The following is a 12,365-nucleotide window of genomic DNA, read 5'->3' as shown; positions in this document are numbered from 1 at the left end:
CTACGATGGGGACCCGCCCCGGTGTCAGGCCACCGCGGCGGAGACGGGCGGGCGCCGCAGCGTGGCGGCGGCGGTGCCCAGGGCGCTCGTGACCACCAGCGCCAGGGCCCAGAGCCCCACCGCGTCCCACTGGACGAGGGACTGGCCCCGGAGCGCCTGCATCGCGAGCGCCAGCATCACTCCCGTGTAGGCGATGCCCGTGGCCCGGACGGCGGCCAGACGCTGCGCCTCGGAGAGGTGCCGCCGGCGCGCGAGCAGCGCTGCGAGGATGGGCAGCACCTGCATGGCATGCAGCCCGAGGAAGTGCGCCGGCCGCATGTCACCGGCCTGGGTGCTCCAGCCGACGAGGGGCAGCCCCGGGCCACCGTCCGGCGCGCCGAAGGTGTGCGAGCCCGCTTCCACCACCCGCTGCCCGGCCCGCATGGCCTCGAGCTGCGCCGCGTTCGGGTTCGTCATGAAGTACCCGAGCCCCATGCCGATCACCGCCGCGATGAAGCTGATGCGCAGTGCCGCCGCGAGCGGGCGATCCGCCAGCCGCGAGCGCAGCAGGGCGGCCGCGAGCACGATCATCGTCACCCACAGCACCGTGATGGCGATGCCCATCGTGCTGAAGATGGCGGCGTCGAACGGGGTTGCGATGTTGAAGTGGCTGCGGACCCCGCGCGCCGCCTGGAGCGTGATGGCGGCCATCTCCAGGGCCCCCGCCGCGGCGAGGATGTTCCCCGAGATGTGCACGAGCCGCCGCTTCTCGGAGAGGAAGGAGAAGAAGTACAGCACGGTGGCGTTGTACGCGGCCAACGACACGTAGAACTTCATCGGCTTGAGCCAGATGGGCTCGCCCACCAGCTGCCGGGGATCCAGGAACAGCCCGAGCGTGGTGAGCACGGCCCCGAGCACCATGCCCACGGTGGAGATGGCGAGGGGCGGAGACAGGGTCCAGGCACGGTTCCAGAGCGAGCGCATGGACGGGGCGGAGGTGGTGGCGGACATCAGCGGACTCCTTCGTGGGCCAGGGGAGCGGCCGGCTGGGGCAGCGAGGCGATGGCGGGCAGGAAGCGCCGGGTGAAGAGACGGACGGCCGCGTAGGCGAGGTAGCCGGTGGGGCCGAGCAGGAAGGTCAGGACGAGGCAGGGCGCGACGAGCAGGTGGGGGATGCCACGGCGCTGGGCATCCGCCAGCACGACCCGGCCCACCAGGAAGTCGAACGCGAGGTAGTGGATCCACCCCGCGAGCAGCATGCCGGGGCGCTGCAAGGCGGCGCCGATGTGCTCCAGCGTGTCGAACTGGCTGAGCAACCCCGGCAGATGCGGCGCCACCAGCCACAGGTAGACGGCGCCAATCACCAGGGGAATCACGTCGCTCTCCAGCACCCACCGCGTGAACCGGGTCCGGGGGGCCAGGAGCATCGACGCCCACCCCACCAGCACCGGGACGTTCAACACCTTCAGGATCAGCTCGCCGTCCATGGCTCCTCCAGCGGTTCATCCGCCTTGATGTTTCTCATGTAAACATCGGATGTGGTCAGTGTCAACATGGGGCGATGCGAGAGCCCGCCGGTGGGCGAGCCCCTGGCTCCTACTCGACCTTGCGGACCTGGAAACCGAGGCGGGGGAAGTGCACGACGACCTCGCCCGCGCGCGCATCCACGCGCCGGACCGCGACCTCATTGGGGCGCGCCAGCACGAGCTCTCCCTCCACCGGGTCGAGGCCGTAGTCGGTGGGGGCGACCGTCACGCGTGCGCCTCGCGAGAGGCCGTGCAGGTCGAGGAAGGCCTCACCGTCCGTGGGCTGCGGCTTGCTGGCGGCGGCGAGCGCGACGGCCTCACCGCTCTCCATCTTGTCGTAGGTGCCATGACCGATCGCCTGCATGCGCTCCATCCAGGCCATCAGGCGCGGGTGGGACTCGAGGATGCTCGCGACGGCACCGGCCCGGCGGATGAACCAGAGCGGATGGTAGACGGAGAAGTCGGCGATGCTCGTGGAAGCGCCGAGCAGCCAGTGCCGGCCATCCCCGAGCTGGGCTTCGAGCTGCTCGAGGTACAGCCGCATCGCACCGGTGGCTTCCGCGGCGGCCATGGGTGGCACATTGGCGCGGAAGGCGGCGCGGTCGGCGAGGAATGCCTTGGCCTGTTCGGGCGGCAGACCCTCGAACATGGTCTTCAGGCCCGCGGGCTGGAAGGTGTAGGGAATGGCGGCCCAGAACAGCGCGGAGTCCGCCCACTGCGCCTGGGTGCGTGCCAGCCCGGCCGATTCCACGGGGTACAGCGTCGGCGTGGGCGCGAGCCGCTCCAGCACGTCGGCGATCAACGCCGTATCACAATAGATGTCCGCGCCGATCTGCAGGAGCGGGGTCTTGCGATAGCCGCCCGTCAGCGCGAGCACATCCGGCTTGGGCATGATCGGCGGGATGAAGACGGAGGTCCATTGCAGGCCCTTGAAGCCGAGAATGGTGCGGGCCTTCTCGGCGAAGGGAGAGCGCGGGTAGTGGTGGAGGACGAGTCGTGACATGCCCCGAGTCTTCCCGGGACGCGCTCATGGAGGCGAGCGGGAAATTCCCCGGGTGCTCTCCACTCCGCATTCCGCTGCCGGAGCGGTAATCAGCTCGCTCTACCTGCCGGCCGTGGCTTGAAGCGCAGACGCGAGCGCTCGCGCGCTTTGTGGGCCTCGACCTCGCGGTCTCGCGGCTGGGCCGTCGTGGACAGGGAGTCGAGCAGCACGCGGGCGGCGGCCGTGACGTCATCCACGGCCTTCGTGAAGGCCTCTTCGTTGGCCTGGGAGGGCTTGTTGAAGCCGCTCAGCTTGCGCACGAACTGCAAGGCAGCCGCACGGATCTCATCTTCCGTGGCGGGCGGCTCGAAGTTGAACAGCGTCTTGATGCTCCGGCACATGGCTGCCTCCATTGCTCGATCTGTGTGGAGGATAAGCGCAACGAGGGCCAGCGCGACGGGGTCATCCCTGGCTCATCTCCGCTCGCTCCAGACTCGCCTCCCGGGCATGCCCCCGAGGCTCGGCAGCCCCGTCACCGCACCGCCGGGCAGCCCGAGGCCCAGGCATGGATTTAAGTCGGTTGACTTCATCAGTCGACTGACTTAATTCTCTTCGCATGGGCTCGAGGACGAGCCACCACCCCCCGGAGGTCATGAGGTCATGCTGAGTGCCGACGACCGCGCGCAGGTCCTGGATGAGCCGTTCCGCGCTCCCCCCCCGCCAAAGCCTCCGATCGACCCCAAGACCCTGGTCCTGCCCGAGAACGCCTCCCTGTTCACCCGCCTGCACATGGCGACCCGGATCCTGAAGGTGATTCCAGGCAACGAGGGCAATCCCGACTACGGCCAGACGCTCAACATCTGCCTGGACCTCAACGTCTACGCCACGCTCGTCCAGCGGCTCCAGCGCAGCGAGGACGGGCGCCGCATGCTGTCCGAGCGCCCCTCTCTCGAGGCCAAGGACCTGGATCTGAACGCGCTCGAGCGCCTTCCGGAGGGAACGCTCGGCCGTGAGTACGCGCGCTACTACCGCGACAACAAGATCTTCCCGTTCGAGACGACGCTGAAGATCAAGAACGACATCGACTACATCGGCAAGCGCTACCGCGAGACGCACGACGTGTTGCACCTGCTGACGGGCTACGCCACGGATGTGGTGGGCGAGATGGAGTTGCAGGCGTACGTCCTGGGCAACCTGGGTATCCACACCGCGAGGCTCATCCTGACGATGGGCACGTTGGGACAACTCAAGCAGCCGCAGTCCGGCGTGGCGCGCTCCGAGTACCTGCGGCGCGTGTGGGCCGCCTACCACCGGGGCCGTGCGTCCAAGCTGTTCCTCGACTTCTGGTTCGAGCACCACTGGGAGACGCCCGTGGCCACGCTGCGCGAGCGGTTGTGCGCCCGCGTGGAGCCACTGCATTGAGCTCGGGCAAGTCGGACCGGAGCAGCGAGACCCGCGAGCTGCTCCTCGTCACCGCGGAGCGGTTGTTCGCGGAGCACGGGGTGGAGGCGGTCTCCAACCGCCAGGTGAGCGAGGCGGCGGGCCAGTCGAACAACTTCGCGGTGGGCTATCACTTCGGCACCAAGGATGACCTCGTGGTGGCCATCGTGCGCCGGCACGCCGAGCCGATCGAGCGGCGGCGGACCGGGATGCTCGCGGAGATCACCGGCTCGCCGGATCTGCGCGACTGGATGTCCTGCCTCGTGCGGCCCAACGTCGAGCACCTCGCCTCGCTGGGCAGCCCCTCCTGGTACGCGCGGTTCCTCGCCCAGATCATGACCCATCCCTCCTTGCGGAAGCTGGTGAGCAGCGAGGCGGCGTCCTCGCGCTCGATGCAGGAGACCATCGAAGGCGTCTTCCGGCTGCTTCCGCGTCTCCCCGAGGATGTGAGGCAGGAGCGTGGAGACATGTGCCGGTTGCTGATCGTTCACATGTGCGCCGAGCGGGAACGCGCGCTGCATGCGGGGACCGCGGCACCCCGCTCGACCTGGGAGTCCACCGCTTCCGGGCTGGTCGACGCGATCGTCGGATTGTGGCTGGCCCCTGTCACCGCACGCCGGTGACCTCGCTGGAGGAACATCGTGGCAATGGAAGAGCGCATCGTCATCGTGGGTGCCGGCCAGGCCGGTGGCGAGCTGGCCTCCGGCTTGCGGAAGCAGGGCTACAAGGGGCGTGTCCTCCTGCTGGGAGACGAGGCGCATCCTCCCTACCAGCGGCCTCCGCTCTCGAAGGGGTTCCTGCAGGGGAAGGTGGCGCTGAGCGACCTCTACCTCAAGCCGCTGGCGACCTATGAGCGCTTCGAGATCGAGTTGAAGACCGGCACGCGCGTCGAGGCCATCCACCGCTCCTCGCGGGAGATCTCCCTCGGGGATGGGAGCCGGCTCGGTTACGACAAGCTCGTGCTGGCCACGGGAGGCCGGGCGCGTCCGTTGAATCTTCCCGGGCTGGAAGGGGCCCGGCCCGAGAACCTCTTCGCCCTGCGCTCCATCTCCGACGTGGAGGCGATGCGTGGGCGGTTCGTTCCCGGCAGCAAGCTGGTCATCATCGGTGGCGGCTACGTGGGTCTCGAGGTCGCGGCGGTGGCCGTACAGCTCGGGCTCCAGGTGACGCTGCTCGAGGCGGCGCCTCGCCTGCTCTCCCGCGTGACGGGGCCGGAGGTGTCCTCGTTCATCGAGCGGCTCCACCGCGAGCGGGGCGTACAATTCCGGCTCGCGTGCGAGGTGCGGGGCCTGGAGCTCGACGAGGCGCGGCGCCAGGTGCGCGGGGTGAGCCTCGCGTGTGACGGCGTACCGGAGTTGCTCGAGGCCGGCCTGGTGCTGGTGGGAATCGGCCTCATTCCCAACACGGAGCTGGCTTCCGCGGCGGGCCTGGCCGTCGACAATGGCATCGTCGTGGACGAGTACGCCTGTACGGCCGATCCGGACATCCTCGCCGTCGGGGACTGCGCGAATCAGCCCAGCAGCTACACGGGTGGACGCATCCGGCTCGAGTCCGTGCCCAATGCCATCGAGCATGCGCGTGTCGCGGTGGCCACGTTGATGGGCAAGCGGGAGCCGTATGCCGCCATTCCCTGGTTCTGGTCGGATCAGTACGGCTTGAAGCTGCAGATGGTGGGGCTCTCCACTGGCTACGAGCAGTGCGTCACGCGGGGCTCCGCCGAGGGCAAGGAGTTCTCGGCCTTCTACCTCAAGGACAGACGGGTCATTGCCGCGGACGTCATCGGCCGGCCCGCGGAGTTCATGGCCGCGAAGCGGCTGGTGTCGAGCCGGGTGGAGGTGGACGCCACCCGCCTGGGCGATGCGGCCGTTCCGCTCAACAGCTTCGCTGCCTGAAGACAGACAACACCCGGAAGGAATCCAACATGGCGAAGATCACATTCATCGAGGCGGACGGGAAGGAGATCCAGGTCGAGGCGCAGGAGGGCCAGTCCGTCATGCAGGCGGCGATGGACAACCTCGTGCCGGGAATCGTCGCCGAGTGCGGCGGTTTCGCCAGCTGCGCGACCTGCCACGGCTACGTGGACGAGGCCTGGATGACGAAGCTCCCCGCGCCGGATGCGGCGGAGGAGGGGATGATCTCCTGCGCCTACCACGTGCAACCCAACAGCCGGCTGACCTGTCAGCTCAAGGTGACGCCCGCGCTGGATGGGCTGGTGGTCCGTCTCCCCGTCTCGCAGACGAGCGAGTGAGGACCGGACAGGTCCCCGCGTTTCTTCCTCCAACACCCCGAGAGTTCGAACATGAGCGCCTTTAGCGGACAGAAGTTGGACAAGATTCCCGCGCACGTCCCGCCGGAGCTGGTCTACGAGTACGACAACGCCAGGGATCCTCGGATGCTGGAGGATCCGCACGCCCGGATGCGCTCGCTCATCCGCGAGGCTCCGCCCATCTTCTTCTCCCCGTTCAATGGGGGCATGTGGTTCGTGACCCGGAAGAAGGCCATCGTGGACATCACGATGAACCCGGAGGTCTACAGCAACAGCTTCCTCGCCGCCGCGGCCTCGGGGGAGCACAAGGGGGACCACGCCGGGGGCCACAAGGAGCAGCAGGGGTTCGTGATGCTGCCCATCGCGACGGATCCGCCGCAGCACACGGCGTACCGGGCACCGCTCAACCAGCCGCTGGCGGCCAAGACCCTCGCCGGACTCGAGACGGCGATCCGGGACATGACGAACGAGCTCATCGACAAGGTGCTCGCCGCGGGGCGCTGCGACTTCTTCTCGGAGATCGCCGAGCCGCTGCCCGTCACGTTGTTCATGAAGCTGGCCGGCATGCCGACCGGCCGTCTGGCGGAATTCCGTGACCTGGCCACGCAGGCGACGTCCGCCACGGTGGATGCCGCGACCCGCGAGATGACCTTCAAGCGCATCGCGGGAATCCTGGCGGAGGTCATCAAGGCCCGGCAGGAGAAGCGCGAGGATGATCTGATCAGCAAGCTGCTCGACGCGAACATCCAGGGCCGCAACCCCACGTTCCAGGAGATGCTGGGCTACAGCATCACCCTGTTCCTCGGGGGGCTGGAGACCGTGGTGAACGCCTTGAGCTTCGGTGTCCGGCACCTGGCGCGCGATCAGGAGTTGCAGGCGAAGCTCCGGACCGAGCCTGGCCTCATTCCCGGAGCCATCGAGGAGCTGCTGCGGCTCTATGGCATCGCGTCCACGCCCCGGCGGGTGATGCGCGACGAGGTCTGCCATGGCGTCCAGTTCAAGCAGGGCGACATGGTGTTGCTGCTCCTGCCCGCGGCCAATTACGACGACGCGGCGTTCCCCAACCCCGAGCAGTTCATCCTGGGCCGGAAGGACCCGCACCAGACGTTCAACACGGGTCCGCACCGGTGCGTCGGGCTGAACCTGGCCCGCCTGGAGATGAAGGTGTTTTACGAGGAGTGGTTGAAGCGCGTACCGCCGTTCCGGCTGGATCCCCAGGCGCCGCCGAGGTTCATGGGCGGTTTCAACCTGGCGATCACGAGCCTGCCGCTGATCTGGTAATCACCAGGAACCCATGCATCCACCCGAAGAACCCAGGGCTACCCGTTTCTGGCCGTTCATGTTCGCCCTGTTCATCGGGTCGTTCATGTCCGTGCTGAGCTCCAGCACGATCACCATCGCCCTTCCCGAGCTGCAGCGGCACTTCGGTTCCGAGTTGTCGCTGCTGCAGTGGACGCTGACGGGCTTCATGCTCGCGATGGGCACGAGCGCGCCGCTCACCGGCTACCTGGGCGGGCGCTTCAGCTTCAAATGGGTGTACGTGGGCAGCCTGGTGGGCTTCATCCTGACGTCCGTGCTGTGTGGGTTGGCCTGGGACACGCGCTCGCTGGTGGCCTTCCGTTTCCTGCAGGGCGCGTTCTGCGGCGCCATCATGCCGGTGACGATGACGCTCATCTACCAGCTCGTCCCACGGGAAAAGCAGGCGCTGGCCGCGAGCCTCTGGAGCCTGGCCTCGAGCCTCGCTCCCGCGTTCGGGCCGACCTTCGCGGGCTGGTTGATCACCCTGGGCAACTGGCGGTGGTTGTTCTTCTTCAACGTTCCGCTCGGCCTCGTCGCCGTGGGCATGGCCGTGCGGACCATTCCCTTCTACCGCCTGCAGGTCCCCAAGGCGTTCGATCTCCCCGGACTGCTCACCGTCATCACCGGCACCCTGTCGCTGCTGATCGCCCTGAGCCAGGGGCGGGCGTGGGGATGGATGGATGTGAAGACCGTGTCCCTGTTCCTGCTCGGGACGCTGTCGCTGGTCGCCTTCGTCACCCGGGAGTTGAGGACGAGCGCTCCGCTGCTCGACTTGCGGGTGCTCACGAACGGCCGCTATGTGGTGACGCTGCTCATCTCGAGCATCATCACCATCAGCCTGTATTCGGGCGCGTTCCTCGTGCCGCTGTTCCTGCAGCAGATCCAGGGCGTGACGCCGCTGGCGACGGGATTGATCCTCCTTCCGGCCTCCCTGGCCATGGCACTCCTCATGCCCGTGGTCGGGCGCCTGTATGGCCCGATTGGACCGAGCGCGCTCATGACGGTGGGCGTGCTGATGATCGCGGGAGGCACGTATGCCTTGAGCCGGCTGACACCGGAGACTTCCCACGCCTACATGTTGGTGTGGATGGTGGTGCGGAACGTGGGAATCGCCCTCGCGATGATGCCGGCCAGCAACGCGGGCATGGAGCAGATTTCACGCGAGCTGAGTGGCCACGCCTCCTCCATCAGCAACTGGCTGCGCAACGTGTTCGGAGCGTTCTCGATCGCCATCTTCACGTCGCTCCTGTCCACCTTCACCGCGCGGGAGGCGGAGGTGCTCGTGCGGCAGGGGGTGACGGAGCGCCGTCACATCGAGTTGTTCTCGTTCGTGGAGGGCATCAACGACGTGTATCTGGTGGCCACGGCCATCGCCCTGGTGGCCGTGCCTCTCAGCCTCGGCATCCGCAAGCAGCCGGTGCGGCTCCAGGCCGCCGTGGAAGCACGCTAGCGAGGATGTCCCCTCTCTGGGGCATCAGCGCCGGTCCAGGTGCACGGCGAGCACCGGGGCCGTGGTGACGGCGCGCACCTCGGGGAGATGGGCCACACGTTCGCGCAAGGTGTTCAGGGCCGTCATGTCGGGGACGCGCGCGCGGATGATCATGTCGAGCTCTCCGGCGAGCGACTCGATGCTGAGCACTTCCGGTAGCTCGCGCACCTGGGGGGCCACACGGGGGCATGCGTGCCCCTCCAGCCGTACGAAGAGATAGGCCTCCACTCCGGTGGGTGGCCCGCCGCTTCCCCTCCGGATGGTGTAGCCCTGGATGATGCCGTCTCGCTCGAGCCGGGCCACCCGCTCCTGGACCGCGGAGCGCGAGAGGCCCACCTTCGCCGCCAGCTTGGTGGCGGACTCTCGACCGTTGGCCTCCAACAGGGCGAGGATCCGCCCGTCCAGCTCGTCCAGCGCCATACCCGTCGCCTCCTCCCGAGGGCCCATCCCCGGTGCCCTACCGGCACTTCGCCGGTGGAGCGGCACTCCGCCACCTATCGGCCGGCGGCTGCCCTCCCTAGGGTGCCGTTTCACCCCTCACGGGAGCAAGCACATGGAACTCCACGACCGCACAGCGCTCATCTCCATCGACGTACAGCGGGGCTTCGACGACCCTTCCTGGGGCCCGCGGAACAACCCCCACATGGAGGCGCACGCGCTCTAGCTCCTGGCGGCCTGGCGGCGCTCCGGGCGGCCGCTCGTCATCGTGCGCCATGACAGTTCCTCGCCCACCTCGCTGCTGCGGCCGGGGCAGCCGGGCAACGCGCTCAAGCCGGGCTTCGAGCCGCTCGCCGGCGAGCCGCTGATCACCAAGAGCGTGAACAGCGCCTTCATTGGCACCGACCTGGAGGCGCGCCTGCATGCGGCCGGCGTGCGGCAGGTCGTTCTCTTTGGAATCGCCACGGACATGTGCGTCTCCACCACCGCGCGCATGGCGGCCAACCTCGGCTTCGAGCTGGTGGTGGTGGGTGATGCCTGCCACACATGGGCACAACGGGCACCCGATGGCACCTCGTTCGACGCGGACACCATGCACCGCGTGCATCTGGCCACCCTGGCGACCGAGTTCGGCCGCGTAGTGGACACCGCGGACGTGCTGCGGGCGCTCGCGGCGCGGGCGGCCTGAAACGCGCCCGGTGAGTGGCTTCCGCGGCTCCGAAGACTTGCAGGAAGATCCCCTCGAAGGCCGACGTGTCAATCCTGCCATTGACGCGTCAGCCCCGTCATTGACGCGTCAATCCCGAGACGCAATCATTTCTCTGATTTTCCATTCGCCCCGGTGCATGCGATTCGAGTAGTAGGAAGCAACCCTTTCTGGAGACCCATGAACCGATCCCTGCACCGAGAGTTGCGGTTCCTCCGCTACGTCCTTCCTCGTTCCTTCGCCGCTTTCGCGGCACTCACGCTCCTGGCGTCCTGTACGACCAAGGGTGGAGGGGGTACTGGCGGGACTGGCATGACTGTCTTTGTCGGCAAGATTCTCACCATGGATGACAAGGGGACGATCGCCGAGGCCGTCTCCGTGGATGAGCTCGGCCGCATCGTGAAAGTGGGAACCGAGAAGGACGTGATGGATGGACTTGGCGCTGGCGTGGAGACCATCCGCCTGGAGCCACAGCAGGTGCTGATGCCGGGGTTCATCGATCCGCACATGCACCTGCTGCCGACGCTGATCCAGGGCCTGCTGGGGACACACAACCTGGCGCCCTGCCTGCCTCCACCGTACGACACCAACACCCCCGAGTACTGCGCTTCCCATGGCGATCTGCTGGGCGCGCTCCAGTCGATGACGAAGAGCCCTCCCGGCAAGGGCGGCAGCAAGGAGTTCATTCTGGGCATGAACCTGGACCCGTCGCGTCAGCATTTCATCAAGGGAAAGTGCGGCGATCTCGGGGATGTGAACTTCATGGATCAGCCGAAGCTCTTTCTCGATGCCTGTGTGAGCAAGGACCGTCCGGTGCTCATCCTGGACCAGTCTGGTCACCTGGCCTACGTGAACCAGAAGGCGTTCAATGCCGTCTGCGGGTGCAGCGCCACGGATAGCCGGGATGCGTGCGACGCGAAGTGCAAGACTGTCGCGGACGGGATCAAGGGCGGAAGGTGGGTCTCGCAGAACGGGCAATTCACCGGGTTGCTCGAGGAGTCTCCCGCCTTCAAGCCGTTCATGCTCGCGATGGAAAAGAGTCTGCCGCTGGGGCTGATGCACACGAATCCGATCCAGCTCGTCGAGAACTACGAGAAGGACATCCGGAACACCATCCAGGATCTGCGCCGCGCCGGGCTCACGACCATCGCGGATGGGGGACTGGCGGGCAAGGCACAGATCCAGACCGTGAAGTTCCTCGCGGAGCAGAAGAACTTCCCGCTGCGAATCACGGGCGTCGTGACCTACGACAGCGCGTCCAGTGAGAAGATCCAGCCGACGGGACCGGCCTGCGATCCGAGCAAGGATCCGCAGTGCAGGCTGCCGAAGTGGCTGGGCGCTGGCGGCATCAAGCTCTGGGTGGACGGCTCGACGCAGGGCTGCACCGCGTCGCTCGAGAGCCCCTATCAGTATCTGACGACCGGGCACTGCTCGGACGCGAAAGAGGGCAAGGCCGACTTCGATGATTCAACGGATATCATCAAGGCGTTGAGGCCGCTCTGGAATACGAAGGCCTGGCGTTTCCAACTGCATGCCAACGGGAACAGGGCGAACAAGTGGGCCATCGAGACGTTCAACCATCTCCAACTGGAGGCGGTGAACCCCCATCGGGTGCTGTTCATCCACAACACGGTGGGGGAGGACTCGATCTCCCAGGACATCGGCAAGATGCGTGAAGGCACCTACGTGACGCCAGGCGGAAAGACGGTGCCGGCACTGGACGCGCGGGTGACGCACCTCATCGGCCATGTGGCGTACTGGGGCGACGCCTTCCACCACATGTTGGGAGAAAAGACCGCGAGAAACATCGACCCGACGGCGTTTGATCTCAAGTATGGCGTCCCGTTCTCGCTCCACAGCGACTCGATGGTGACTCCGTCCCGCCCGCTCTGGTTCGTGGAGCAGGCCGTCACGCGGCGTACGTGGGCCTATCCTCATTTCAAGCACAGCTACGTGCTCGGGGCCGAGCATAAGGTGTCAGTCGAGCAGGCACTGCGGGCAGTCACGGTGGAGCCGGCCCGTCAGCACGAGATCGACCAGTGGGTGGGCAGCATCGAGCCGCGCAAGGTGGCGGACTTCGTCGTGCTGGGGGCCAATCCTCTCGATTACGACGAGTCCAAGAAGGGCGACCCGACGAAGATCAGCCAGATCAAGGTGATTCAGACGTACCTGAACGGCAAGCCCACCGTGGGCAATGACTGAGCTGTTCCCGTGATGCTCCTTCCTCTCGGCTGGGCGTG

General features: G+C 67.1%; 13 protein-coding genes. 8 read left to right on the top strand and 5 right to left on the bottom strand.

Annotated elements, in window-relative coordinates; all coding sequences use genetic code 11:
• Nucleotides 1-24: 24 nt before the first annotated feature.
• From BO221_RS25060 to BO221_RS25045, 4 genes are all read right to left on the bottom strand, one after another.
• Entirely contained in the window at nt 25-990 is a 966-nt protein-coding gene (locus tag BO221_RS25060; protein ID WP_083681344.1) for a hypothetical protein, read from the bottom strand.
• The gene (locus BO221_RS25055; protein WP_073563016.1) at nt 990-1,466 is read right to left on the bottom strand and encodes an ABA4-like family protein; all 477 of its coding nucleotides are present in this window, start codon (nt 1,464-1,466) and stop codon (nt 990-992) included. The genes BO221_RS25060 and BO221_RS25055 overlap by 1 nt, the downstream gene beginning before the upstream one ends.
• Before the next feature lie 109 nt (nt 1,467-1,575).
• Nucleotides 1,576-2,508 (bottom strand): glutathione S-transferase family protein, encoded by a 933-nt coding sequence (locus BO221_RS25050; RefSeq protein ID WP_073563015.1) that lies wholly within the window; start codon nt 2,506-2,508, stop codon nt 1,576-1,578.
• An 89-nt stretch (nt 2,509-2,597) separates the two neighbouring features.
• Entirely contained in the window at nt 2,598-2,888 is a 291-nt protein-coding gene (locus tag BO221_RS25045) for a DUF2277 domain-containing protein (protein WP_073563014.1), read from the bottom strand.
• A 259-nt stretch (nt 2,889-3,147) separates the two neighbouring features.
• Here BO221_RS25045 and BO221_RS25040 point away from each other — a divergent pair, with 259 nt between their 5' ends.
• Genes BO221_RS25040 through BO221_RS25015 form a run of 6 tightly spaced genes read left to right on the top strand, consistent with a single transcriptional unit; the run spans nt 3,148 to nt 8,942 of the window.
• Complete coding sequence (locus tag BO221_RS25040; RefSeq protein ID WP_083681343.1) at nt 3,148-3,909, top strand: Coq4 family protein; 762 nt, start codon at nt 3,148-3,150, stop codon at nt 3,907-3,909.
• Nucleotides 3,906-4,550 carry a TetR/AcrR family transcriptional regulator gene (locus tag BO221_RS25035; protein WP_073563013.1) on the top strand — a complete coding sequence of 215 codons (645 nt, stop codon included), beginning with the start codon at nt 3,906-3,908 and terminating at the stop codon, nt 4,548-4,550. Before BO221_RS25040 ends, BO221_RS25035 begins: the two co-directional genes overlap by 4 nt.
• Nucleotides 4,551-4,574: 24 nt before the next feature.
• A complete protein-coding gene (locus BO221_RS25030) occupies nt 4,575-5,819 on the top strand; it encodes an NAD(P)/FAD-dependent oxidoreductase (RefSeq protein ID WP_073563012.1) in 1,245 nt (414 codons plus the stop codon).
• A 29-nt stretch (nt 5,820-5,848) separates the two neighbouring features.
• Entirely contained in the window at nt 5,849-6,175 is a 327-nt protein-coding gene (locus BO221_RS25025; protein WP_073563011.1) for a 2Fe-2S iron-sulfur cluster-binding protein, read from the top strand.
• A gap of 51 nt (nt 6,176-6,226) precedes the next feature.
• Nucleotides 6,227-7,474, top strand: a complete 1,248-nt coding sequence (locus tag BO221_RS25020) for a cytochrome P450 (RefSeq protein ID WP_073563010.1) — start codon at nt 6,227-6,229, stop codon at nt 7,472-7,474.
• A gap of 13 nt (nt 7,475-7,487) precedes the next feature.
• The gene (locus BO221_RS25015) at nt 7,488-8,942 is read left to right on the top strand and encodes a DHA2 family efflux MFS transporter permease subunit (protein WP_073563009.1); all 1,455 of its coding nucleotides are present in this window, start codon (nt 7,488-7,490) and stop codon (nt 8,940-8,942) included.
• A gap of 24 nt (nt 8,943-8,966) precedes the next feature.
• On the opposite strand, the gene BO221_RS25010 is transcribed toward BO221_RS25015, so the two are convergent.
• The gene (locus BO221_RS25010; RefSeq protein WP_073563008.1) at nt 8,967-9,401 is read right to left on the bottom strand and encodes an Lrp/AsnC family transcriptional regulator; all 435 of its coding nucleotides are present in this window, start codon (nt 9,399-9,401) and stop codon (nt 8,967-8,969) included.
• 247 nt (nt 9,402-9,648) lie between these two features.
• On the opposite strand from BO221_RS25010, the gene BO221_RS25005 reads away from it, so the two are divergent.
• Both BO221_RS25005 and BO221_RS25000 read left to right on the top strand, forming a co-directional pair.
• Nucleotides 9,649-10,107 carry an isochorismatase family protein gene (locus tag BO221_RS25005; protein WP_255408490.1) on the top strand — a complete coding sequence of 153 codons (459 nt, stop codon included), beginning with the start codon at nt 9,649-9,651 and terminating at the stop codon, nt 10,105-10,107.
• A 330-nt stretch (nt 10,108-10,437) separates the two neighbouring features.
• Nucleotides 10,438-12,327 (top strand): amidohydrolase, encoded by a 1,890-nt coding sequence (locus BO221_RS25000; RefSeq protein WP_233166248.1) that lies wholly within the window; start codon nt 10,438-10,440, stop codon nt 12,325-12,327.
• Nucleotides 12,328-12,365 lie beyond the last annotated feature (38 nt).

The organism is Archangium sp. Cb G35 (genome assembly GCF_001896145.1).
GTDB lineage: Bacteria > Myxococcota > Myxococcia > Myxococcales > Myxococcaceae > Archangium > Archangium violaceum.
Note: the sequence above shows the minus strand (reverse complement) of the source record. Positions and strands in the feature narration are given on the sequence as shown.

What these genes read in the sequence shown, in the direction of transcription:
- BO221_RS25060 (WP_083681344.1), bottom strand. Translation starts at nt 990, where the DNA reads ATGTCCGCCACCACCTCCGCCCCGTCCATGCGCTCGCTCTGGAACCGT.
- BO221_RS25055 (WP_073563016.1), bottom strand. Translation starts at nt 1,466, where the DNA reads ATGGACGGCGAGCTGATCCTGAAGGTGTTGAACGTCCCGGTGCTGGTG.
- BO221_RS25050 (WP_073563015.1), bottom strand. Translation starts at nt 2,508, where the DNA reads ATGTCACGACTCGTCCTCCACCACTACCCGCGCTCTCCCTTCGCCGAG.
- BO221_RS25045 (WP_073563014.1), bottom strand. Translation starts at nt 2,888, where the DNA reads ATGTGCCGGAGCATCAAGACGCTGTTCAACTTCGAGCCGCCCGCCACG.
- BO221_RS25040 (WP_083681343.1), top strand. Translation starts at nt 3,148, where the DNA reads ATGCTGAGTGCCGACGACCGCGCGCAGGTCCTGGATGAGCCGTTCCGC.
- BO221_RS25030 (WP_073563012.1), top strand. Translation starts at nt 4,575, where the DNA reads ATGGAAGAGCGCATCGTCATCGTGGGTGCCGGCCAGGCCGGTGGCGAG.
- BO221_RS25025 (WP_073563011.1), top strand. Translation starts at nt 5,849, where the DNA reads ATGGCGAAGATCACATTCATCGAGGCGGACGGGAAGGAGATCCAGGTC.
- BO221_RS25020 (WP_073563010.1), top strand. Translation starts at nt 6,227, where the DNA reads ATGAGCGCCTTTAGCGGACAGAAGTTGGACAAGATTCCCGCGCACGTC.
- BO221_RS25015 (WP_073563009.1), top strand. Translation starts at nt 7,488, where the DNA reads ATGCATCCACCCGAAGAACCCAGGGCTACCCGTTTCTGGCCGTTCATG.
- BO221_RS25010 (WP_073563008.1), bottom strand. Translation starts at nt 9,401, where the DNA reads ATGGCGCTGGACGAGCTGGACGGGCGGATCCTCGCCCTGTTGGAGGCC.
- BO221_RS25000 (WP_233166248.1), top strand. Translation starts at nt 10,438, where the DNA reads ATGACTGTCTTTGTCGGCAAGATTCTCACCATGGATGACAAGGGGACG.